This window comes from Amycolatopsis sp. NPDC114504 (assembly GCF_055633595.1).
Window position 1 is genome coordinate 1,072,172 of sequence record NZ_JBVKDU010000001.1, and the last position, 22,828, is coordinate 1,094,999.

At 71.7% G+C, this 22,828-nt stretch carries 20 protein-coding genes and 1 pseudogene; 4 read left to right on the top strand and 17 right to left on the bottom strand.

Features of this window, described 5'->3' with window-relative positions; genetic code table 11:
* Positions 1-123: 123 nt before the first annotated feature.
* From katG to pqqB, 10 genes are all read right to left on the bottom strand, one after another.
* Positions 124-2,340, bottom strand: coding sequence for a catalase/peroxidase HPI (katG, locus tag ACZ7PG_RS04900; RefSeq protein ID WP_470237769.1), 2,217 nt, complete (start codon positions 2,338-2,340; stop codon positions 124-126).
* 22 nt (positions 2,341-2,362) lie between these two features.
* Positions 2,363-2,911 carry a manganese efflux pump MntP gene (locus ACZ7PG_RS04905; RefSeq protein WP_470237770.1) on the bottom strand — a complete coding sequence of 183 codons (549 nt, stop codon included), beginning with the start codon at positions 2,909-2,911 and terminating at the stop codon, positions 2,363-2,365.
* Positions 2,912-3,432: 521 nt separating this feature from the next.
* Positions 3,433-4,164 (bottom strand): fructose-bisphosphatase class II, encoded by a 732-nt coding sequence (locus ACZ7PG_RS04910; RefSeq protein ID WP_470237771.1) that lies wholly within the window; start codon positions 4,162-4,164, stop codon positions 3,433-3,435.
* Positions 4,165-4,214: 50 nt separating this feature from the next.
* Positions 4,215-5,192, bottom strand: coding sequence for a class I fructose-bisphosphate aldolase (locus ACZ7PG_RS04915; RefSeq protein WP_470237772.1), 978 nt, complete (start codon positions 5,190-5,192; stop codon positions 4,215-4,217).
* A gap of 44 nt (positions 5,193-5,236) precedes the next feature.
* Positions 5,237-6,277 carry a LysR substrate-binding domain-containing protein gene (locus ACZ7PG_RS04920; protein WP_470237773.1) on the bottom strand — a complete coding sequence of 347 codons (1,041 nt, stop codon included), beginning with the start codon at positions 6,275-6,277 and terminating at the stop codon, positions 5,237-5,239.
* 72 nt (positions 6,278-6,349) lie between these two features.
* Positions 6,350-8,479, bottom strand: coding sequence for a M1 family aminopeptidase (locus ACZ7PG_RS04925; RefSeq protein ID WP_470237774.1), 2,130 nt, complete (start codon positions 8,477-8,479; stop codon positions 6,350-6,352).
* Entirely contained in the window at positions 8,476-9,582 is a 1,107-nt protein-coding gene (pqqE, locus tag ACZ7PG_RS04930; protein ID WP_470237775.1) for a pyrroloquinoline quinone biosynthesis protein PqqE, read from the bottom strand. Before pqqE ends, ACZ7PG_RS04925 begins: the two co-directional genes overlap by 4 nt.
* Positions 9,579-9,854: a pyrroloquinoline quinone biosynthesis peptide chaperone PqqD gene (gene pqqD / locus ACZ7PG_RS04935; protein WP_470237776.1), complete on the bottom strand. Its 276-nt coding sequence runs from the start codon at positions 9,852-9,854 to the stop codon at positions 9,579-9,581. The genes pqqE and pqqD overlap by 4 nt, the downstream gene beginning before the upstream one ends.
* On the bottom strand, positions 9,854-10,549 hold the full coding sequence (gene pqqC, locus ACZ7PG_RS04940; protein ID WP_470237777.1) for a pyrroloquinoline-quinone synthase PqqC: 696 nt from the start codon (positions 10,547-10,549) through the stop codon (positions 9,854-9,856). Before pqqC ends, pqqD begins: the two co-directional genes overlap by 1 nt.
* Positions 10,546-11,451 carry a pyrroloquinoline quinone biosynthesis protein PqqB gene (pqqB, locus tag ACZ7PG_RS04945; protein WP_470237778.1) on the bottom strand — a complete coding sequence of 302 codons (906 nt, stop codon included), beginning with the start codon at positions 11,449-11,451 and terminating at the stop codon, positions 10,546-10,548. Before pqqB ends, pqqC begins: the two co-directional genes overlap by 4 nt.
* A gap of 258 nt (positions 11,452-11,709) precedes the next feature.
* Between pqqB and hxlA the strand changes: the two genes are divergently transcribed.
* The 3 genes from hxlA to ACZ7PG_RS04960 are packed head-to-tail and all read left to right on the top strand — an operon-like array spanning position 11,710 to position 13,293.
* On the top strand, positions 11,710-12,339 hold the full coding sequence (hxlA, locus tag ACZ7PG_RS04950; protein WP_470237779.1) for a 3-hexulose-6-phosphate synthase: 630 nt from the start codon (positions 11,710-11,712) through the stop codon (positions 12,337-12,339).
* Between the two features lie 29 nt (positions 12,340-12,368).
* Positions 12,369-12,638: a hypothetical protein gene (locus tag ACZ7PG_RS04955; RefSeq protein ID WP_470237780.1), complete on the top strand. Its 270-nt coding sequence runs from the start codon at positions 12,369-12,371 to the stop codon at positions 12,636-12,638.
* Positions 12,639-12,678: 40 nt separating this feature from the next.
* Complete coding sequence (locus tag ACZ7PG_RS04960; RefSeq protein ID WP_470237781.1) at positions 12,679-13,293, top strand: GPR1/FUN34/YaaH family transporter; 615 nt, start codon at positions 12,679-12,681, stop codon at positions 13,291-13,293.
* Positions 13,294-13,429: 136 nt separating this feature from the next.
* On the opposite strand, the pseudogene ACZ7PG_RS04965 reads toward ACZ7PG_RS04960, so the two are convergent.
* From ACZ7PG_RS04965 to ACZ7PG_RS04975, 3 genes and pseudogenes are all read right to left on the bottom strand, one after another.
* Positions 13,430-13,853, bottom strand: a pseudogene (locus tag ACZ7PG_RS04965) (YkvA family protein).
* Positions 13,850-14,437: a Chromate resistance protein ChrB gene (locus tag ACZ7PG_RS04970; protein ID WP_470237782.1), complete on the bottom strand. Its 588-nt coding sequence runs from the start codon at positions 14,435-14,437 to the stop codon at positions 13,850-13,852. The pseudogene ACZ7PG_RS04965 and the gene ACZ7PG_RS04970 overlap by 4 nt, the downstream one beginning before the upstream one ends.
* Before the next feature lie 23 nt (positions 14,438-14,460).
* Positions 14,461-15,027, bottom strand: a complete 567-nt coding sequence (locus ACZ7PG_RS04975; protein WP_470237783.1) for a TetR/AcrR family transcriptional regulator — start codon at positions 15,025-15,027, stop codon at positions 14,461-14,463.
* Between the two features lie 77 nt (positions 15,028-15,104).
* On the opposite strand from ACZ7PG_RS04975, the gene ACZ7PG_RS04980 reads away from it, so the two are divergent.
* Entirely contained in the window at positions 15,105-16,139 is a 1,035-nt protein-coding gene (locus tag ACZ7PG_RS04980; protein WP_470237784.1) for a zinc-binding dehydrogenase, read from the top strand.
* Positions 16,140-16,311: 172 nt separating this feature from the next.
* Here ACZ7PG_RS04980 and ACZ7PG_RS04985 read toward each other — a convergent pair whose 3' ends face one another.
* The 4 genes from ACZ7PG_RS04985 to ACZ7PG_RS05000 form a co-directional block, all read right to left on the bottom strand.
* Positions 16,312-17,730 (bottom strand): dihydrolipoyl dehydrogenase family protein, encoded by a 1,419-nt coding sequence (locus tag ACZ7PG_RS04985; protein WP_470237785.1) that lies wholly within the window; start codon positions 17,728-17,730, stop codon positions 16,312-16,314.
* A 1-nt stretch (position 17,731) separates the two neighbouring features.
* Complete coding sequence (locus ACZ7PG_RS04990) at positions 17,732-18,289, bottom strand: hypothetical protein (RefSeq protein WP_470237786.1); 558 nt, start codon at positions 18,287-18,289, stop codon at positions 17,732-17,734.
* A gap of 118 nt (positions 18,290-18,407) precedes the next feature.
* Positions 18,408-20,711, bottom strand: a complete 2,304-nt coding sequence (locus tag ACZ7PG_RS04995; protein ID WP_470237787.1) for a hydantoinase B/oxoprolinase family protein — start codon at positions 20,709-20,711, stop codon at positions 18,408-18,410.
* 7 nt (positions 20,712-20,718) lie between these two features.
* On the bottom strand, positions 20,719-22,821 hold the full coding sequence (locus ACZ7PG_RS05000) for a hydantoinase/oxoprolinase family protein (RefSeq protein ID WP_470237788.1): 2,103 nt from the start codon (positions 22,819-22,821) through the stop codon (positions 20,719-20,721).
* Positions 22,822-22,828 lie beyond the last annotated feature (7 nt).

Sequence of the window (22,828 nt, forward strand, 5' to 3'; positions counted from 1 at the left end):
ACATGACGTTCCGATATCCGTTGCCACAGAACAGCCCGGCTCCGCCGTTCGCCCGGCGAGAGGTACCGTTCGTCTGATCACGCGCGGAGGAAACACTGCCGCACAGCGAGAACGGGCCGGACATCAGCGCACGTCGAATCGGCCGAGCTCCATGACCTTCGCCCACGCCGCGACGAAGTCCCGGACGAACTTCCCGCCCGCGTCGTCGCTCGCGTAGACCTCCGAAATCGCGCGGAGTTCGGAGTTCGACCCGAACAGCAGGTCGACCCGGCTCGCGGTCCACCGCACTTCGCCGGTGTCCCGCGCGCGGCCCTCGTAGACGGCCGTCCAGGGGTGCCCGTCCGGTCTCGGCGTCCACTCGGTCCCGATGTCCAGCAGGTGGACGAAGAAGTCGTTCGTCAGCGACCCCGGCGCCGGCGTCAGCACGCCCGCCGCGGAGCCCCGGTGGGTGGCTCCGAGCACCCGCAGCCCGCCGATCAGCACCGTCATCTCGGGCGCGCTCAGGGTCAGCAGGGCCGCCCGGTCGACCAGCAGGTGTTCCGGTGGCAACCGGAAGCCGTCGCCCAGGTAGTTCCGGAAGCCGTCCGCCGTGGGCCGCAACGCGCCGAACGACTCGACGTCGGTCCACTCCTGGGTCGCGTCGGTGCGCCCGGGGCGGAACGGAACCACGACCTCGTGACCGGCGGCCGCGGCGGCGCGTTCCACCGCGGCACACCCGCCGAGCACGATCAGGTCGGCCAGCGAGATCCGCTTGTCGCCCGGCCGGGACGCGGTGAACCGCGCCTGGATCGCTTGCAGCGCGGGCAGGACGACGTCGAGCTGCCCGGGCTCGTTGACCGCCCAGCCGCGCTGCGGTTCGAGCCGGATCCGGGCACCGTTCGCCCCGCCGCGCTTGTCGCTGTCGCGGTACGTCGAAGCCGACGCCCACGCCGTGGCCACCAGCTGCGCCACCGTCAGGCCGGAGCCGAGGATCTCGCGTTTGAGGGCGGCGACGTCGGCGGCGTCCACCACCTCGTGGTCCACCGGCGGTACCGGGTCCTGCCAGATCAGCCGTTCGGCCGGGACGAGCGCCCCCAGGTACCGCTCGATCGGGCCCATGTCCAGGTGGGTCAGCTTGAACCAGGCGCGCGCGAACGCGTCCTCGAACTGGTCCGGGTGCGCGAGGAACCGGCGCGAGATCGCCTCGTAGACCCGGTCCTCCTGCAGCGAAAGGTCGGTGGTGAGCATGACCGGGTGGTGCCGGACGGCCGGGTCGAAGGGGTCCGGCACGGTGCCCTCGCCCCCGCCGTCGGCCGGGATCCACTGCCACAGCCCGGCCGGGCTGAGCTCGACGTCCCACTTGTGCTCGAACAGCGTCTCGAAGAACGTGTGGTCCCATTGGACGGGCGTGCGCGTCCACATCCCTTCCAGCCCGCTGGTGACGGTGTCCGCCCCGATGCCGCGGCCGTGCCCGCCGGCCCAGCCGAGGCCCTGCGCGGTGAGCGGCGCGGCCTCGGGTTCGGGGCCGCAGCACCGGTTCGGGTCCGCCGGGCCGTGCGTCTTGCCGAAGGTGTGCCCGCCCGCGATGAGCGCGACCGTCTCCTCGTCGTCGAGTCCCATCCGCTTGAACGTCTCGCGGATGTCGCGGGCCGCGAGCCGCGGGTCGGGATTGGTGGCCGGGCCCTGCGGGTCGACGTAGATCAGCCCCATCGCTGAGGCCGCCAGCGGCTCGGCGAGCTCTCGCAGCCCGCTGTACCGGTCTTCGGCCAGCCACTTGAGCTCCGGGCCCCAGTACGTCTCGTCGGGCTCCCACACCTCGGCCCGGCCGCCGCCGAACCCGAAGGTCGTGAAGCCCATCGACTCCAGTGCCCGGTTGCCGGCGAAGACCATCAGGTCCGCCCAGGAGAGCTTGCGCCCGTACTTCTTCTTCACCGGCCACAGCAACCGGCGCGCCTTGTCCAGGTTGCGGTTGTCGGGCCAGCTGTTCAGCGGGGCGAAGCGCTGCATCCCGGCGCCGGCACCGCCCCGGCCGTCACTGACGCGGTAGGTTCCCGCGGCGTGCCAGGCCATCCGGAGCACCAGCGGTCCGTAGTGCCCGAACTCGGCCGGCCACCAGTCCTGCGACGTCGTCAGCACCTCGTCGACGTCCCGCGCCACGTCGTCGAGGTCCAGCGTGCCGAACTCGGCGGCGTAGTCGAAGTCCGCGCCGAGCGGATCGGCCTCGGGTTGCTTCCGGCGCAACGCTTTCAGGTCGACCCGGTCCGGCCACCAGCTGCCGGCCGGTCTCCTTTGCCGCCGGCCCGGCTCGCCGAGGACCTTGTCGTACGTGCGGTAGACGTGGGTATCGGGATTCTCGGGCACAGGTGACCTCCCCAGCCAAGGTTCAGCCGAAGACCAGGGGCAGCAGGATCGCCGCGCCGAGCAGCGAAATCCCGCTGAACAGGTCGGACCGGACCCGGACGACCTTGGCCGCCATCCGCCCCACGTACAGGCCGGCGAACGACATGACCACGGTCATCGCGCCGAAGACCAGCATCGGGACCACGAGGGAGAACCCGGCGATCCCCAGTCCGGCGCCGGCGATGAAGTTGTCGATGGTCAGCGAGAGCGGCATCCCGAAGAGCGTCATCCACGGGTGGTCCATGTCTTCCGGCTCCGGGTTCCGGATCGCCCCGACGATGAAGTACACGCCGTACAGCCCCAGCGCGGCCGCGCCGATGTACTCGGCCGAGTCGCCGAGGAAGTCGCCCAGGAAGTGGCCGAGAAACCCGCCCAGCAGCGGCCCGACCGCGTCCCACACCCCGAAGACGAGCGCCACCTGCACGGCGCGCTTCCAGCCGAACGGGATGGTGCCGATGGCGATGGACGAGCGGAAGTTGTCGAGACTGAGCCCGAAGGCCAGTGCGATCAGCGGAAGGAATTCAAGAGTCACTCGAACCACCTCGAGAAAATGACCACGGTTCACCGGGAAGGGCCGGCGGCGGATGGCACAAAGCCCCGGCCCGATGAGGCTTCCGGGTCCGGGGCCTGGTGCCGGCTACGACGAATCGAGCGGCTTGGTGACCGACGCTCGGCTGTCAGCCCCGGTAGAAGTAGCCGGTGACCTCAGCGCACACCTCGATGACCGTGTACTCCGGAGTTTCCCATTTCATGTCTCGCTCCTCCTGTCGCGAAATTTCGCGGTCGTGACCGAGCATCTGGGATTTGCCGGAGCCGTCGCAACCGACCTCGGACCAGTGGTCGGCAACCGGTGCCGAACGGCGCCCCCTCGCCCACGAGTGGGGAGGCGGGCACACCGGCGGCGGATCGACGGAGTTCGAGGGCGGCCGTCACCAGCGCCGGATCGACCTGCTGACGGAGTACGAACGCACCGGCGAACCCGCCCGCGCTACCGGGGAATGACTGTCCAGGCCGTGAAACCGTGGTGCGCTCAGCCCGGCACGCCGTCCGCCGTCATGCGTGCTGGACGCCGCGCAGCAGCTCGCTGCCGGTCACGCCGGTAGCACAGAACAGGATGTTCTCCCCCCGCACCAGATCGCCGGTGTGGAGCACCCGATCGGGGCTCAGGCGGACCTGCAGCGCCCCGCCGAGGCAGGCCAGCGCGGCCGCGGCGAGGACCGCCCCGGCCGCTCCCCCGCTGCCCAGCAGCACGTCGATCGGGCCTTCGGGACGCGCCACGGCGATCGCGCCCGCGGCGCGGATCTCGTGCACGAGCTGCCGGTGGCGCGGCCGGTCGAGCACGCCGACGACGACGTCCGCCACCCGGACGTCCTTCGCCGCCGCGACCGCGCGCAGGTTCTCCGCGACCGGGCGGGTGATGTCGACGACCTCGGCGCAGCCGGGCCCGACGGCCAGCTTGTCCACGACGGCACCCGGCGCCGGGTCGTACAGCGCGCCACGCTCGGCCACGGCGATCGTGGCGAGGGAGTCCGGCACGTCCCTGGCCGGCGACAGGGCACCGTCACCCGCGCTGACGCCGAGGTCGCACACCGGGCCATCGCCGAACCCGACCTCCTCGCCCCGGACCAGGAGCGACGTGTCGCGCGCGCCGATCACCACCGTGGCGCGCAGGGGAACCGACCGGAGGTGCTCGTGCATCGCGCCGAGGGCCGCGACCTTGCCACGGCCCGGCTCACCGCGCCCGACCCAGCGGCATTCGCCACCGCACGCCCGGACGCGAACCACCGGACCCGGACCCAATCCGCGGATCCGGCCACCCACGGCCGATCGGGCGCTCAGCGGGCCGCGGCGTTCGCCATCGCTCGCTCGGAGAGAACCCGCTGGGCGGCGGCCCGGTTGCCGTCCTCGCCCCGCCAGGCCTCCAGGGCCGGCCCGACGAGCGCCCGGCCGAAGGAGTAGGTGAGCTCCCACGGCAGCGGGGCGAGCTTCTGCATCGCCCCGATGTGCCGCGTCGCCACCTCCGGGTGCTGCCCACCGGACAGGAAAGCGATGCCCGGCACGGCCGCCGGCACGGTCTCCCGCAGCGCCTCCACGGTGGCCTTGGCGACGTCGGCCACGGTCGGCTGCTCGCCGCTGCCGGTTCCGGCGACGACCATGTTGGGCTTGAGGACGATGCCGTCGAGCTGCACCCGCATCAGGTCGAGCTCCTCGAACAGCGTCTCCAGCACCGCGGTCGTCACCTCCCGGCAGCGCGCCAGCGAGTGGTCGCCGTCCATCAGGACCTCGGGCTCGACGATGGGCACCAGCCCGCCTTCCTGGCAGAGGCCGGCGTACCGGGCCAGCGCGTGGATGTTCGCGTGCACCGCCCGATCCGACGGCGCGTCACCGCCGATCGTGATCACCGCGCGCCACTTCGCGAACGTCGCGCCGAGCCGCACGTACTCCGCGACGCGTTCACGCAGCCCGTCGAGCCCTTCGGTGATCTTCTCGGCCGGCGATCCCGCCAGCGGCTTCGCCCCGGTGTCGACCTTGATCCCGGTGAGGATCCCGATGTCGTCGAGATACCGCGGGAACGTGCGCCCGTCGGTCAGCTTCTGGTGGAACGTCTCGTCCGCGAGGATGACGCCGCTGATCGACTCGGAGAGCCGCGGAGTCGTGACGATCAGCTCCCGGTAGACCCGGCGGTTTTCCGCGGTCGGCTCGACGCCCACCTTCTCGAGCCGGGCGGACATCGTCGCGATGCTCTCGTCGGCGGCGAGGATGCCGCGCCGGTCGGACACCATGGTTCGCGCGATCTTGTTCAGGGCAGACACGGTCGTTGCTCCTCCTGCGTTCGGCGCCGGACGGTGCGGCGTGGTCAGGCGATCGACTCGTGGATGTCGGTCGTCAGGCTCGGTTTCCGCGGCAGCGCCCGCGTGCACGAGCCGGCTTCCCTCGGTTTCCGGCCCGGCACCAGGACGGGCACCGGCGAGCCCTTCGACGCGGCGATCTCCACCAGCTCTTCCGCGTACCCGGGAAGACCGCGGCGCTCGCTCCACGCCGCGTAGATGGGTTTGGCGGGCATCTCCTGGTCGACGGCCACCAGGTGCAGCCGCCCCTCCGCGAGTTCGGACCGCACGGTGGAGACGTTCAGCACGGTCACCCGCCGGCCGGTCGCGACCGCCTGCTTGATCGCGGTACTGGACGGGAACTCGACGTAGCTCTCCGGCGCGCCCGCGGAACCGAGCAGCTCGTCCGTGAACTCCCGCAGCCCGGAGCCGCGCTCGCGCAGCACCAGGGGCGCGGCCGCCAGCTCCGGCACGGTCAAGGGAGTGCTGCGCACGGCCCACGGGTGCCTCGACCCGACCACCACGGCCAGCTCGTCGTCGCAGATGTACCGGGTCACCAGGTCGTCGCGGAGCTGCCGCACCCCTAGGCCGCCGGCCTGGCACCAGCCGTCGATGAACGCGAGGTCGACGTGGCTCGCCCGGATCAGCTGACGCAGCGCGTCGACGCTCCCGGTCCGCACCTCGACCCTGGCCTCGCCGAACGAGAACCCGAGCCGGTTCAGCCACTCGGGGATCAGGTGCTCCGAGATCGCCGGGCTGCCCGCGACGCGGAGCCGTTTCGCTTCGGAAGACCTTGCCCCGGAACCGAACTCCAGCAGCTCCCGCGCCGCGTGCATCACGTTGCGGGCGTACTTCGCCAGCAGCTCACCGTCTTCGGTGAGCTTCGAGCCGGCGGGCGAGCGTTCCAGCAGCCGCAGCCCGAGCCGGCGTTCCATCGCGCTGATCCGGATACTGGCGGCCGGCTGGGAAAGGCTGTGCGCCTGCGCCGCCTTTCCCACGCTGCCGTGACTCTCGACCGACAGCAGCAGATCGAGGTCGGCGAGCTGAGGCATCTTGGACGGAAGAACCATGGTTTCACCCTCTCGCTCCGAACCTGCGACTCGCGGTACGGGAACGAGACTGACCGCGGCGCCGGGCACGGGTCAATCCGCCGGCGACGAACGCACCCGGCACGAGCACGAACGGTGTGCGCCGGGCCATTTGCGGGCCGGCTCGGCGCTCAACCGCCGGTGGTGCGGCTCCCGGTCCCTTTCGTGACACCGCCGGCGCCGTTCGTCCTCGGAGGACCGCCGCTCGTTCGGGCCGCCCGCAGGATGAGCAGCTCGGCCTGCTCTTCCTGAACGACCTTCCGCACGTCGGCGGCGAGCAGCTCGCGGCCCAGCAGCTGATCGGTGTCCGCCAGCACGCGCTGCTCGGCGCCGGTGAACCGGGGGTACAGCGCCCGGGCGAACTCGGGCGGCGCGCCGTCCGCCAGCGCGCGGAAGTAGCGATCCGCGTACGGGGTGAGCACCGCCTCCTGCCCGGCTGCCGGAACCCCGCCATGACGGCTTTCTTCTCCGCCAGCGAAAGGTCGTCGCCGAGCAAGGGCGTCCAGGCTTCTTCTTTCGCGGCCCTCGGTGGGACGCGCGGCTTCGACCGTCAAGGCGTTCCGCCAGCAGACCGTGTTCGCCGGCCTCGAGGACACCGACGAGAGCGCGTACCAGCACCAGCTGCCGGTCACTGCCCGGCGCCGCGCCGGCCAGCCGCTCGCGCACCCTGCCGGCCAGGACGCGACACGCCGGCGGATCCCCGTAGGTCCGCACCGCCGTGACCGAACGCTCCAAGAGCGTCTCCAGAACGCCGTCGCTCTCCCCCGGTCCGTGGGTGACGACGGCGGACGCGTACTCCCGGGCGGGCAGTCGCGCGTCGAGCACGTCGTCCCACAACGCCGCGCGCCGGGACCGCGGGTCCAGGCGGACCTTGACGTGGCACGCCGCGTCGGCGTTGGGCACCACCAGATCCGGGTCGGCGAACGCGACGGTCCGCAGGTTCAGCCGGCGAGGCGGGCCGGCCGGATCGGGCCGCTGCCGCACCCGGCCGTCGGCCCGGGACACCTCGACCGTGTCGACGCCGCCGCGCAGCAGCCATTCGGCCACCCAGCGGTCCATGTCCTCATCGGACACCCGCCGCAGCGCCGCCACGAAGTCGTCGAGGCTGGCGTTTCCCCACGCGTGCTCCCGCAGGTACGTCCGCACGCCGGCGAAGAAGGTCTCCCGGCCGAGGCGCTCGGCGAGGTCGGAGAGGACCGCTGCGCCTCTCTTGTAGACGATCGGGCCGAAGTTGACCCGCGCGGCATCGGTGTCGGCGGTCTCGACCCGGATCGCGTGGCCGGTGGGCAGCCGGTCGGCGTGCCGCGCCACCGGCAGTGCGTGGTGCACGTACGCGGTCCAGCCTTCCGCGAACCGCGTCACCTCGGGCTGCGCGACGACCGACATCAGCTCGGCGAACGCCTCGTTCAGCCACAGGTCGTCCCACCAGCGCATCGTCACGTAGTCGCCGAACCACATGTGCGCCATCTCGTGCAGCAGCACCTCGGCCCGCCGTCGCCGCTTCTCCTCGGTGACGCGCTGCCGGAAGAGGAACCGCTCGTTGAGCGTCACGCAGCCCGGGTGCTCCATGCGGCCGAACGCGTACTCGGGCGCGAAGACGTGGTCGTACTTGGCGAACGGGTACGGAATGGCGAACAGCCGGCTGTAGAAGTCGAGGCCGCGGGAGACCACGTCGAAGATCTCGGGTGCGTCGCCGGTGAGCCCGTCGAAGTCGGTGTTGGCGACCACCACCCAGTGGTCTTCGGCGGTGACGGTCAGCTCGACCGGCGCCTTCAGGTCGGGCTGGTCGAAGCAGGCGAACACCCGGTGCGCCGCGAAGGGCTCGAACTCGGTGTGCAGGTAGGCCTGCCCGTCGAGCGGGTCGCGGAACCGGTGCAGCCCCTCGCCGGTGCGCGAATACGGCGCGGAAGCGGTCACCCGGACCGTGTTCGCGCCCGGCCGGACGTCGAGCCGGACGCGCGTCCCGTCGTGCGCGTCCGGCACCCCGGAACCGTTGCACGTGACCGATTCGACCTCGCCCGCGAAGTCGAGGAAGACGTCGGCGTCGCCGGTCCGCGCCGTGAACCGGACCACCGTGGTCGTCGCGAACTCCCGCTCCCCCGCGGTCAGGTCGAGCTCCACCGCGTACTCGACGTCCGAGACCTCGGCCGACCGCGCCACCGCCTCGGCCCGCGTCAGGGTCATCGTCCGCGGGCCGGCACCGTCGGTCGGCGGTGGACGAGCCGGCCTCCGGCCGCGTCCTCCTGGTTGGCCCGGACGAGCGCGTCCCGCACCAGGTGGTGGTCCGGCGAGTGCCGGCACACCGGGTCGGTGCGGCCCGCGTCGCCGGTCAGCGCGAAGGCCTGGCACCGGCAGCCGCCGAAGTCCAGCTCCTTGCGCGGGCAGCCGCGGCACGGGTCGGGCATCCAGTCCGTGCCCCGGTACGCCTCGAACGCGGGTGACTTCGCCCAGATCCACGCGAGGTCGTGGTCGCGCACCGAGGCGAACTCCATCGTCGTGATCTCCGCGGCGACCGGGCACGGGTAGACCACCCCGTCCGGGGCGACGGTCAGCGCGTTCCGCGCCCAGCCGCCCATGCACGGCTTGGGGTAGGGCTCGTAGTAGTCCGGGAGGATCCAGAGCAGCTCCAGCCGCTCGGCCAGCTCGGCCTTGCGGCGTTCGTAGACGCCGACCGCCGCGTCCAGCTGGGTCTTGCTCGGCATCAGCGGCTCGCGGTTGCGCAGTGCCCAGCCGTAGTACTGGGCGTTGGCGAGCTCCAGCCGTTCGGCACCCCACCGCACGCAGACTTCGATGATCGCGTCCAGCCGGTCCAGGTTCAGCCGGTGCAGGACGACGTTCATGTTCAGCGGCAGCCCGGCGTCGCGGATGATGCGCGCGGCCGCTTCCTTCTTGTCGAACCGCTTGCTCGCCGCGACCAGGTCGGTCGACTCGGCGGCGTCGCCCTGGATGCTCAGCTGGGCGCTGTTGAGCCCCGCCGCGACGAGCGACTCCGCCCGTTTCTCCGTTAGCCCGAGGCCGCTGGTGATCAGGTTCGTGTACAGGCCGAGGCGGCGGCACTCGGCGACGAGCGTCTCCAGGTCGCCGCGGACGAGGGGTTCCCCGCCGGAGAAGTGGACCTGCACGACACCGAGCTCGGCCCCTTGCCCGATCACCCGTACCCAGTCGCCGGTGGTGAGCTCGTCCTGCCGCTCGATCAGCGCCAGCGGGTTCGAGCAGTAGACGCAGTGCAACGGGCACCGGTGGGTGACCTCGGCCAGCAGGCCGTAGGGCCGCGGCGTGCCGGTCATTTGACCACCACCCAGCCCCGGCCGCTGGCGTCCTCGAGGAACGACATGACGTCGTTGGTGAGATCGGTCGCCTCGAAGTCGCGCTCGAGCTGGTCGACCAGCTGCCGCACGGTCCGGCTGCCGTCGCACAGGCCCAGGATCGCCGCGCCGGACTTGTTCAGCAGCACGACCCGTTCGGGCAGCAGGAGCAGCTCCACGTCGCGGACGCTGTCGTGCTTGAGCATCGCCTTGGTCGCCAGCCGCGGGGTGGCGGTCAGGTCTCCGGTGTCCATCACGAGCTCTTGCCGTACGCGAGCTCGACGGCGTCGAGCAGGCTCCAGAGGACGTCGCACTTGAACTCCAGCGCCCGTGCGCACGCGTCCTGCTCGTCCCGGGACGTCGCGTGGTCGAGCACCAGCTCGAGCAGGTGCGCGATGTCCTTGGGCTGCTGGGTGAGCCGCGCCCGGAAGTACTCCAGGCCGGCCGGCGCGATCCACGGGTAGTGGTGCTCGACGTCGGTGATCCGCCGGCTGAGCAGGTCCGGCGCGAACAGCTCGGTCAGCGCCGACGCCACGGACTCCAGCCACGGCTTCCGGCGGCAGAAGTCCACATAGGCGTCGACGGCGAACCGCACGCCGGGCAGCACCGTGTCGTCGTCGAACAGTTCTTCGCGCGTCAGGCCGACGGCCTCGCCGAGCCGGACCCACTTTTCGAGGCCGCCTTCGTCCCCGGTCCGCCCGTCGTGGTCGATGATGCGCTGGATCCACCGGCGCCGGTCGTCCCGGCCGGGCAGCTTGGTCAGGATGAACGCGTCCTTCACCGGCAGGTTCACCTGGTAGTAGAAGCGGTTCCGCACCCACCCGCGGAACTCCGCTTCGGTCAGCGAGCCCGCGTGCATCCGTTCGTTGAACGGGTGCAGATGGTGGTACCGCTTTTCTCCGATCGACCGCAGGCGCGCTTCGAACTCTTCCGCGGACCAGGCGTTCACACTTCCACCTCCAAGCCGGCTCGTCCGACCTCGATGCCCAGCCCCGTCAGCCACTGCCGTTCCGGGGACTCTTCGTCGAGGATCGGGTTGGTGTTGTTGATGTGCGTGTAGATCTTCCGCTTCGCGCCGAGGGCGGCCAGCGGGCGAGCGGAGCCGTCGGCGCCACCGACGGGCAGGTGCCCCATCGAGCGTCCGGTCCGGTTTCCCGCGCCCTGGCACGACATTTCGTCGTCCGTCCAGAACGTGCCGTCCAGGAAGACGCAGTCGGCCGACGCCACCTGCGCGGCGAACTTCCCGTCCCACCGGGGCAGCGTCGGCGCGTAGACCACGGTTCCGCCCGTCACCTTGTCTTCCAGGCGGAAGCCCACTTCCCACTCCGGGGCGGAGGGGGGCGAAGGCCGTGACCGCCCGACGTAGCGCGGCGGTTTGGCCCCGGTCGGGAAGGCGGTCACGCGTAACCGGTCGTCCAGGTCCAGGGGCGTGCCGGTGCCGAGCGGGGACCAGGAGATGTCCGCGTAGTCGCTCAGCAGCTCCCGGACCGGGAAGGACGAGGTCAGCGCTTCGAGCACGGGAGGCGTCCCGTACACCGTCAGCGCCGACCCCTCACGCAGCACCAGCAGGCCGATCGTGTGGTCGAACTCCGCGTCCGTCAGGAGCACACCGGCCACCGGTGTTTCGCGGATCCCCGGGCCCGGGTGCAGCGACGGATCCGCCGCGATCTGGTGGTGGACGTCCGGGGTCGCGTTCAGCAGGAACCACCGCTCGCCGTCTCCGGAGACCGCGAGCCCGGCGTGGGTCGTCGCGGCTTCGGGTTTCGCGCGGGCCTTCCGGCAGCCGCCGCAGGCGCAGTTCCACTGCGGATAGCCGCCCCCGGCCGCGACTCCGAGACAGTGCACGAACATGTCGCGTCCTCCCGGCTCGTTTTCCTCCCACCACCTTCTGGGCCGGCGCCGGCCCTGGCAACCGGTCCCGAACGACCGGCACCGGATCACGGACGAACGGCGACGGTCCCGGCACGAGCGGTCCGCCCCTCGGAAGGGGTTATCCGGTGTGCGCATTGGGGGATAGCGGTTTCGCATGTGCCGGTGTGTTGCCGCGCACCGGATGAGCGGGTGATGGTTGGCGGACTCGACCGATCACACAGCGATGAGGAGAATGTCGTGCAGTTGCAGGTGGCGTTGGACGTACTGGACCTTCCCGCGGCGTTGACCCTGGCCAACCAGGTCGCCGACCACGTCGACATCCTCGAACTCGGCACCCCCCTGGTGAAATCGGCCGGGATCAGTGCGGTGAGCGCGATCAAGGCCGCCCACCCGGACAAGCTGGTGTTCGCCGACCTCAAAACCGCCGACGCGGGTGAGCTGGAAGCCGCGCTGGCGTTCGAAGCCGGGGCGGATCTGGTCACGGTGATGGGGTCGGTCGATGACGACACCATCCGCGGTGCCGTCGCCGCCGGGCGCAAGTACGGCAGGCAGGTCGTGGCGGACATGATCGGGGTCGTCGACGGACGCGTCGCCCGGATCCGCGAAGTCGCGAAGCTGGGTGTGGCGTTCGTGGAGATCCACGCCGGTCTCGACGAACAGGCCCGTCCCGGGTATTCGATCGCGCAGCTGCTGGAAGACGGCCGGCTCGCCGGAGTCCCGTTTTCCATCGCCGGTGGGGTGAAGGCCGACACGATCGGATCGGTGCGGGACGCGGGAGCGGTGGTCGCGGTCGCGGGCGGGGCGATCTACAACGCCACCGATCCCGCCGCCGCGGCGGCCGAGCTGAAGAAGCACGCCACCCGCTGACCCCGCCCCACGACCCGGAAGGAGTCGGTGTGGAAGCCCGGAAATCAGCCACCCGCGACACCTACAGCTCCCTGATGCTGCAGGCCGCCGGAGTGATCCGGTTGCGCTACGTGGAATGCACCCAGGACACCGGCCTGTCCCCCGCCGCGGCGAACGAGCTGGCGGACGTCTTCGAGAGCGTCGCCCACGGGGATCCCGCCTTCGACCAGGTCGATCCGAAGGAGGCGATCGCGCTGGCGAACCGCCTGCTCGACGACGACCACCCCGAGCTCTCGGGGATGTGGCCCGGGATCCGCTGAATGCGCAAAGGATCGATCGCAGCTCGACGAGGAGTAGACGATGACCACTGACGTCGCCACCGAAGCCCCCGCCCGATCGGCACCCGCGGGTGACCCCGCGCTGATCGGCGTACCCACCTTCATCGTCGGCGCGACCGCGCTCGGCCTGGTGCTGACCGGGTACGTCCCGGCGGCCGCCGCCGGTGCGTCGATCGCGATCATCCTGCCCGCGACCGGGGTCGGCCAGCTCGTCGCCGCGGTGTGGGCGGCCGCACTGGGCGAGAGCGCCGTCGCCGCCGTGTTCGGGGTGTTCGCCGGGTTCTGGCTCAGCTACGCGGCTTTGGTGCTCGGCCTGATCCACGGCTGGTTCGGCATCTCCCCCGACGCGGCGGTCGCGACGCAGGGCCTGTTCCTGATCGCCTGGCTGGTCACGATCGGCTTGCTGACCCTGACCACCCTGCGGCTGCCCGCCGCGTTCACGGTCCTGTTCGCACTGGTCGACCTCGCGCTCGCGCTGGTGCTGTACGGCACGGTGACCACCTCCACGGCGGCGACCACCGCGGGCGGGTACGCGGTGTTCGCGTTCACCGCGGTCGGGGTGTACCTGTTCGCCGGCGCGGTCTCCGCCGCGACGGGCGGCAAGCCGCTGCCGCTGGGCCGTCCGGTGCTCAACTGACGTGACGCCGGGGTGGGCGTCGCTCCCGGGCGCCCACCCGGCGTCCGCCGCGACGGGCGGCAAGCCGCTGCCGCTGGGCCGTCCGGTGCTGAACTGACGGGACCCCGGGTGGGCGCGCTCGAACGTCCACCCGGTGTCAGCCCGCCGAGGTCCGGATGCCGGCCAGGCGGGCCGCCGCGGCGAAGCCGTCGTCGGTGCCGGGCCAGTGGGCGCGCACGGCTTCGAGCCCCGCTCGGCGGACCACTCCGCGCAGGACGGCGGTCGCGATGATGGCGTCGTCGGCGTGGCCGAGCACCGGGATGAAGTCGGGGATCAGGTCGATGGGCAGCGCCAGGTAGACCAGCAGCAGGCCGAGCCGGATCCGGATGCCGCGGGGCAGCGTGGGGTCCGCGGCCAGGCGGCGGATGAGCCTCAGCACGTCGGGCAGCAGCCCGCAGGGCCTCCCGCAGGAGACCGCCCCGGGGCCGGACGAGGACGAGCGCGACGATCAGCGCGAGCCACGCCAGCACGAGCGCGACGCCGGCGCCGATCAGCAGGTCGCCCCAGAACGAGCCGGTCACCGCTCTTCCACCGCGCGGAGCCGGGGCGCCGGACGGTCGGGCGCTTCGGCGTGGAGGGCGGCTTCTTCGAAGTCGGCGAGTTCGGCCGCGGCCTCGTCGACGGCGTCCCGCGCGTCCTGGCCGCCCGGTGCGGCGAAGTAGTCGCGGGCGGCGATCTTGTCCATCCAGCTCCGGAACCGGTGCAGGTCGGCCTCGGACTCCTCGACCTCGGCGTAGGTGACGTTGCCGCGGGCCCGTTCGTCGGCGAGCTCCCGGCGCAGCGCGGGCAGCCGTTCGAGGACTTCGTTGTACTCGACGTCGCGGGCGGCGTTGAGCTCGGCGATCACGCCGTCCTCCTCCGCCGGGTCGGTGAAGGTCATCGCCAGTACCCGCGCGGTGCCGCCCTGGTGGCGCACCCGGTCGACCAGGCGGCGGATCTCCCGCACCACCTCGGTCCGCGCGGGCAGCAGGCACACCGACTGCTGCAGGTAGAGCGCGCCGAGGGAGCGGAGCTTGCGCCAGACCTGCACCCGCAGCGAATCGGGCGCGCCGGCGGTCGACACGCTGATCACCAGCCAGCCGTGGTCACGCGGTTCGATACTCACGGCCCCATGTTACGTCCGTAACATCAGGCTGGTCCAGCCGTAACCAGACGCCGGGCCAGCGCATACCCGCGGGAGAGCGTCTCGATCGGCAGCGGTTGCGTGGCGAGGACACCCTCGTGCAGCAGGAGCAGCTGGGTGGCGAGAACGGCGGGGCTCGGGCAGCGCGCGGCGGTGGCGAGCTTTTCGAACAGGGCGAGCAGCCAGCGCTTCTGGTCCGCCGCGACCCGGTGCGCGGGGTGCGCGGGATCCGGGAGCTCGGCCAGCGCGTTGACGAAGGCGCACCCGCGATCGTTGGTCTCGCTCCAGATCCGCAGGGCCTCGAAGGGCGCCGTGACGGCCTCGACGGGGTCGCCGCAAGCGTCCACAGTGGACTGGACGAGCGACCGCCAGCGCCGGTCACGCTCTTCGAGATAGGCCGTGACGAGGTGGTCCTTCGACCCGAACTGGTTGTAGAGGGTCCGTTTCGTCACGCCCGAGTGCTCGGCGATCAGGTCGACGCCGACCGCCGTGATCCCGCGGTTGTAGAACAGTTCTTCGGCGGCTTCGACGACGCGGCGGCCCGCCGCCGTCCGGTGTCGCGGATCTGGCACCCGGCGCTCCTTTACTGATCGGTGTACCGTGGTCGAAGTTCACAGAACAGTATATCTATTAAGGCGGTGACGGGAGCATGCGCGCTGCGCGGATCGCGAAGCACGGCGGACCCGAGGTGATCGAGCTGGTGGAGGTGGCCGTACCGGCCCCCGGGCCGGGCGACGTGCTGGTCCAGGTCAGCGCGGCGGCGCTGAACAACACCGACCTGTGGACCCGCGAAGGCGCCTACGGCCGCCCCGGGGACCCGTCGGCCCTGTCGGGCTGGCGAGGGCCGATCGGCTTCCCGCGCATCCAGGGTGCCGACGTCGCCGGCCGCGTGGTGGCGACCGGTGACGGCGGCGACGAGCGCCTCCTCGGCCGCCGCGTCCTGGTCGACCCCGCGATCTACGACGGCGAAGGGCCGGACGCGAACCCGGTGGGCCTGATGGGAAGCGAGCGCGACGGCGGGTACGCCGAGTACGTGACGGCGCCCGCCGGGCGCGTCCACGACGTGACGGAGTCACCGCTCACGGACGACCAGCTCGCGACGCTGCCGACCGCATACGGCACGGCGCTGGGCATGATCGAGCGTGCCCGGCTCCGGTCGGGCGAGACCGTGCTGGTCTCGGGCGCGTCCGGCGGGGTCGGCCTGGCCCTGATCCAGCTCGCCCGCGCCCGCGGCGCGAAGGTGCTCGCCATCAGCAGCGGACCCAAGATCGACGCGGTGCGCGAGGCCGGCGCGCACACCGTCGTGGACCGGGCCGGGGACATCGCCGGCCAGGTCCGCGCCGCCGCCCCGGAGGGGGTCGACGTCGGGCTCGACGTCGTGGCCGGAGCCCTGGTGAGCGCCGGGCTGCCGTTGCTGCGCGAAGGCGGCCGGTGGGTGATCGCGGGCGCGCTGGGCGGGTACGACGTGTCCTTCGACGTCCGCCGGCTCTACCTGCACAACGCGCAGGTGATCGGGTCCGCCATGCACACTCCCGCGCACTTCGCCCTGCTCGTGGACCTGGCCCGGCGGGCCGAGATCGAGCCCGTCGTCGCCGCGACGTTCCCCCTGTCCGAAGCGGCTCGGGCGCAAGAACAGCTGGCCCGGCGGGAGCACGTGGGGAAGATCGTCCTCCACCCGCGGTGAGCCTCGGCTCCTCACTCGCGGCACCGCGGGGCGGCGCCGACGTTGAACCTCGCCATCAGCTCGGCGAAGGTGCGGATGTCGTAGTCATCGGGAAGGAGACCCTTTCGGAGGAAGAATGCGTACCGGTGTTCCGCCCGCCGGATCACCGTGGGCGGGACACCGGCCGGGTCGGTCAGCGGCCGTACGCTTCGAGCAGCCGCAACCAGACTTCGCTGACCGTCGGAAAAGCCGGGACCGCGTGCCACAGACGGTCCAGCGGAACCTCCCCCGCGACGGCGATCGTCGCCGCGTGCAGCATTTCCGCCACGTCCGGGCCGGCGAGGGTGAAGCCCACGATCACCCGGCGGTCCTCGTCCACGACCATCCGGGCGTGCCCGCGGTACCCCTCGGCGTGCACGGCGGATCCGGCCGTGGCGGCCAGGTCGTGGTCGACGACGCGGATGCGCAGCCCGGCGGCTTCCGCGGCGGCCGCGGTCAGGCCCACCGAGGCGATCTCCGGATCGGTGAAGACCACCTGTGGCACCGCGCGTTCGTCGGCGGTCGCCACGTGCCGGCCCCAGTCGCCGTCGTCGACCGCTTCGTCCTTGGCGCGCGCGACGATGGCGTCACCCACCGCGCGGGCCTGGTACTTGCCTTGGTGCGTCAGCAGAACACGCCGGTTGACGTCGCCGGCGGCGTACAGCCACCCGCCCTCGACGCCGTCGGCCCGCAGGGTGGCGTCGACCGTGAGCCAGGCACCCGGCTTCAGGCCGACGGTCTCCAGGCCGAGGTCCGCGGTGTTCGGTGTGCGGCCGATCGCGACGAGCAGCTCGTCGGCGTCGACCTGCTCGCCGTCGGTGAGCGTGATCGACACCGTGCCGTCGTCGGTGCGCTTGACCGACGCGGCCTCGGCGCCGATGCGGACCGAAACCCCCTTGTCCCGCAACGACTCCGTGACCAGCTCGCCGACGAACGGCTCCGCGAGGTGCAGCACGCCGTCGCGGGCCAGCATCGTCACCGACGAGCCCAGCTCGGCGAACACGGTGGCCATCTCCGAGGCGACCACCCCGCCGCCGATGACGGCGAGCCGGCCGGGAACCTCCTTCGCCGCCACGGTTTCGCGGCTGGTCCACGGCGCGGCCTCGCGGAGGCCTTCGATGTCCGGGACCAGCGCGCCGCTGCCGGTGGCGACGACGACGGCGTGCCGCGCGGTCAGCGTCGTGGTGGTGCCGTCGGCACCGGTCACCTCGACCACCTTGGCCGCGCTGATGCGGCCGTGGCCGCGGACCAGCGTGATGCCCGCCGACTCGAGCCAGGACACCTGGCCCTCGTCGTTCCAGTGCGAGGCGAAGGAGTCGCGCCGGGCGAGCACCGCCGCCACGTCCAGCTCACCCGTGACGGCTTCCCGGGCGCCGGGCACCCGCCGGGCCGCGCGGAGAGCCGCTCCGCTGCGCAGCAGGGCCTTGGTCGGCATGCAGGCCCAGTAGGAGCACTCGCCCCCGACCAGCTCCCGCTCGACGATCGCGGCGGTCAGCCCGCCCTGGACCACCCGGTCGGCCACGTTCTCCCCGACCGGGCCCGCGCCGAGGACGACGACGTCGTAGGTGGTCACGTCAGTTCCCCCGGGCGGCACGGCCGAGCCGGATCGCCGAGACGAGGAAGAAGATGCCGCCGAGGACCGCGTACCCGGCCACATTGGTCAGCGCCGGGTTCGGCGCCGTGGCACCGATGATGAAGTTCGCCCCGGCGAGCACCGAGATGCCGCCGCTGAGGATCATCGGCCACTGGCCGCCCATCTTGCGGCGGCTGACGGCGACGATCAGCTGGATCAGCCCGGCGACGATCGCCCAGGCGCCCCACACCCGCAGGACCCCCGGCACCCCGGAGGCACTGGCGATTCCCAGGCCGATGGCGGCCAGCAGGCTGATCGCGATGTTCACGTACAGGCCGCGCGCCGTCCCGGTGGCGCGGGAGGAACGGGAGTCCACCACGGCCGCCGCGACGTCGAACAGCGGGTAGACGATCACCAGGGTGATGCCGAGCGGCCCGAGCTGCGCCTTGGTGACGAACAGCAGGGCCGCCCAGACGATGGCGAACCCGAACCGCACGAAGTAGAGCCGGCGCAGCGCCGGGGCGATTCCCGCGGTGGCGGGTGAGTCGACGGTGGTCACGATGATCCTCTCGAGGCAGTGGTGAACGCTCGGAACAAGACCGAACGTTCTATCTCAATTCAGCATGGCGGCCGGCTCACGCACTGTCAAGACAGAACGTTCTATCCGAAGTCTTACGTCAGGCCCAGCGCCGGTATTCGTCGGCCGGCAGCGGGTGATCCACCGGCACGACACGGGAGTCGACCGCGGTCAGGCACCCGGGACAGCACCACTGCCGGAACACGATCTCGGCGTCGACGTACTCCAAAGGGTCGTGCCAGATGTGCGGACCCGCTTCGGTCGGCGCGGTGTCCCGGCGGGCCAGCGCCGCGACGAACGCGCCCCCGGCCAGCGGCCCGATCTCGGTTCCACAGTGGACACACGCCACCACGCCGCTCTCCAGCACCGCGAGGTTGTCGTCGAGGCGGCGCTCCCAGGTCAGGTCCGGCGGGCCGATCGGGACGAGGGCAGTACCGGCCAGCCCGGCACCGGACGCACGCCGGCGACGCAGCTTCTCGCGCGCCTCGCCGGTCGCGGCCACGTCCACCGCACCGGAGCGGAGCACGACGCCGTAGACGTCCCGGGCGGCATCGGCCGACACCCGTACTTGCGAGACGTCTTCGCGGACGCTCTCGGGCGAGCGCAGCAGCGGGTCGCCGTACCCGCCGCCTGCCTGCCAGTGCAGGTAGAGCGCGTCACCGGGACCGAGGTCCGACTCCCCCTCGCACGGCAGCACCTCGATCTCCCCGCCCAGCTCGCCCAGGTGGGCGGGGATGGTGACCGCCTGGGCGAGCTGGGGTTCACGGACGCCGCGCACGACCAGGTCGAGCTGCGAGTTGCCCGGATAGCCGCCGGCCAGGCCGACGTTCTGGTTCGCGACCTTGCCGGTGCCGGAGACGACCAGGGACAGGGTCCCCGTCTGGTCGGGGTGCTGGACGTAGCAGACCGAGCCGCTCATCCCGCCCCGCTGCCGCCCCGGCCCGCCGGAGTCGGTCTGCTCGCGACGCCACAGTGCGACGAGCGGGTACAGGTACTCGGTCATCTCGACGTCCGGCGCCCGCGCGGCGGGTATGATCAACCGGCCGCCGGTGTCGACGCCGTCGTGGTACACCTGCGCGCCGTAGCCGCCGGCCATGACGTCGAAGATGGGTGACACGAAGCCTTTGCTGCCACCACCTCGAACGTCCACACCGGACACCACGCAGAGGTCGGTGGTGCCGTTGCAGATGGACTGCACATCGGTGCGGTGCTCGGGCTCGGCGTCCAGCATCTTGGCGAGGACCTCGGCGACCAGGTTGCCCGATCCCCAGGCCGGCCCGAAGGGGCCTTTGCCCACCGCGGCCGGGAAGGACGCGTTGGTGATGGTGTCCTCGTCGGTGATGATCTCGAAGCAGCGCATCAGCCCGCCGGCCGCCCACGGGATGTCCCCGGCCAGCAGCGGCAGCATCGTGAACACGATCCCGGCCCGCAGGCCCGGGTACGGGCAGTTGATGATGCCGGTCTGCCCGGCGGTCCCGCGGAAGTCGAAGACGAGCTTGTCCGCTTCCTTGGTCATCGCGACCTTGATGGCGTGCAGGCCGCGGTCGCCGGTCCCGGACTGTTCCTGGTAACCGACCGCGCTCCAGGTCCCGTCGGGCAGGGTCGCGAGCTTGGCCCGCAGCCGGCGTTCGGCGTCGTCCATCATCCGGCGCATCACGGACTTGACGGTGTCGGCGCCGTACTTGGTGATGAGCCGCAGGATCTGCTCGGCCGCGTTCTTGTTCGCGGCGATCTTCGCGCGCAGGTCGAGGCCCACCAGGTGCGGGAGCCGCGAGCGGCGGACCCAGGCCTCGGCGACGTCACGCTGCAGCACGCCGTCGCGCACGACCTTCAGCGGCGGCGTCGGGACGGCCTCGCCGAAGACGTCCTGCGCGGACGGGCTGAAGGAGCCCGGTCGCGGCCCGCCCAGGTCGACCTGGTGGGCGATGGCCGTCGTCCAGCCGAAGAGCTTGCCGTCGTGGAAGATCGGCGCCAGGATCGCCGCGTCGTTCTGGTGCAGGCCACCGCCGATCCACGGGTCGTTGCACAGGAACATGTCGCCCTCGGCGATGCCGGGGTTCTCACTGCGGTGGCGCAAGGTCCAGGTGATGGCCAGGTCCATCGAGCCGATCAGGCCGACGTTGTACGTGCCGACCTGGACCTGCTCGCCGAGCTCGTCGCAGATGGAGAAGTTGAAGTCGTTGGACTCGGTGACGACGTGCGAGCCCGACATCCGCCGCAGCGTCTCCCCCATCTCCTGCGTGATCGCCCACAGCCGGTGCCGGACGACCTCGTAGGTCAACGCGTCGACGTCGCTGTTGTCCACTTGGTGCAACGGCAAGGTGGGCGAGATCTGCCGCAGCAGTTCCTCGCGGGGCATCGGGCGGCTGGTGAACTCGTCCGCCCCGGGGATTCGAGAAGTCATGATGTCCTCACTGGTCGCGCAGCACGAGGTTGCCGAGGTGGTCGACGCGGCCGGTGACCCCGGCCGGGACCACGACCACCGTGGTCGGGACGTCGACGATCGCGGGCCCGACGAGCTCGTGGCCCGCGCGCAGCCGTGCGTAGTCGTAGACGGGGGTCGGCACGAAGCCGCGCCGCGAGTCGAGGCAGACCGAGCGCTCGCCGAGCAGAGCCTCGCGCGGGTCGGGCCCGGCGGCCTCGGGGATGGCGGGCAGCGCGATCGGGAAGCCGAGGCCGGCCTTGGCGCGCACGCGGTAGGTGATCGCCTGCACGCCGGCCTCGCGGTACCCCGCACCGCTGCCGTTGATGCGCTCGTACTGCTCTTCGAAGCGCTCGAGGATCTCGTCGCCGGTGCGCTCGGTGAACTTCGCGTCCGGGACGGCGGTCGCGAGCTCGGTGACCTGCATCGAGTACCGCAGGTCGATCTCGCGGTGCAGCGACACGTCGTGGAACTTCACCTTCTGCCGGTCCAGCGCCCGCTGCAGGTCGGCCTCCAGCCGGGCGAAGTGGGCTTCCAGCACCGCGGGGCCGACCGGGAAGGACGACGGGTCGGACAGCTCCGCGCTCAACGCGACGTCGGAGGCGGCGAGCCCGTACGCCGAGAAGGCGGACGCGACCGGTCCGAGCGGCACGACGACCTCGCTCACGCCGAGGTCCTGGCAGTAGCCGGCGCAGTGCGCGGGTCCGGCACCGCCGAAGGCGTAGGCGACGAAGTCACGCGGGTCGTAGCCGGCCTGCACGACGGCCCGCCGCAGGAGGTCACCCGCCTGGGCGTTCTGCACCTCGTGGATGGCGATGGCGGCCTCTTCGACGGTGAGGCCGAGCGGCTCGGCGACGTGCTCGCGGATGGCTTCCCTGGCCAGGTCCAGCCGCAGTGGCTTGCGCCCGCCGAGCAGCCCGCGCTCGCTGAGGATGCCAAGCACGAGGTTGGCGTCGGTGTTCGTGGGCCGGGTGCCGCCGTTGCCGTAGCAGGCCGGGCCGGGGACGGCTTCCGCGCTCTGCGGGCCGAGCCGCAGGTTCCCGCCTTCGTCCACAGAGGCCAGTGCGCCCCCACCTGAACCGATGGTGTGCACGCGGATCGTCGCCGCGTTGATCGGGAACTGGTTCACGATCGAGCCGGGCGCCATGACCGGCTCGCCGTCGACGATCAGCCCGGCGAGGAACGTCGTGCCGCCGACGTCGGTGGTGATGACGTTGCGGTGGCCCAGCTGTTCGGCCAGGCGCATCCCGCCGATGACGCCGCCGGAGAGGACCGACCCGATCGTGGTGATGGCGTGCTCCGGCGCCCGGTCGGCGGTGATGGTGCCGCCCTCGCTCTGCATGACCAGCAGCGGCCCCTTCAGACCGCCCTCTTCCAGGTGCTTCTGCAGCGGGAGCAGGTAGGTGCGCAGCCGCGGCCCCACCTGGGCGTTCATGATCGTCGTGGAGGTCCGCGCGAACTCGCGGATGCGGGGACTGACCTCCGAGGAGAGCGTGACGTACAGGTCCGGCGCGATCTCGTGGACCAGCTCCCGCACGCGCTGCTCGTGGACGCCGTTCTTGAACGACCACAGCAGGCAGACGGCGATCGCCTCGACACCCTGGTCCACCAGGGACTGGGCGACGCGGCGGACCTCGTCTTCGTCCAGAGGCACCAGAATCTTCCCGGCGTGGTCGATCCGCTCGGTGACCTCCAGCGCCCGGTTCTTGGGGATCAGCGGCGCGGGCTTGCGCTGCCGGAGCGTGTCCTGGATCTCGTGGGCCGACCGGCCGAGGGTGCGGCCTTCGGCGTTCATGATGTAGATCGCGTCCCGGTGGCCCTTGGTGGCGATCAGCCCGACGTCGGCGACCTGGCCCTGGACGAGCGCGTTGATCGACGCGGTCGTGCCGTGGGCGATGAAGTCGGTCTGCGACAGCAGTTCGCCGACCTCGACGCCGAGTTCGGCGGCGAGGTCCTCGATCGCGCGCATGACCCCGGCTTCGCGGTTCGGCGGAGTCGTCGGCGTCTTGGCGGAGACGAGCCGCCCGGCGCCGTCGGAGGCGACGGCGTCGGTGAACGTGCCGCCGACATCGATGCCCAGTGCGTATGGCATGTCCGTT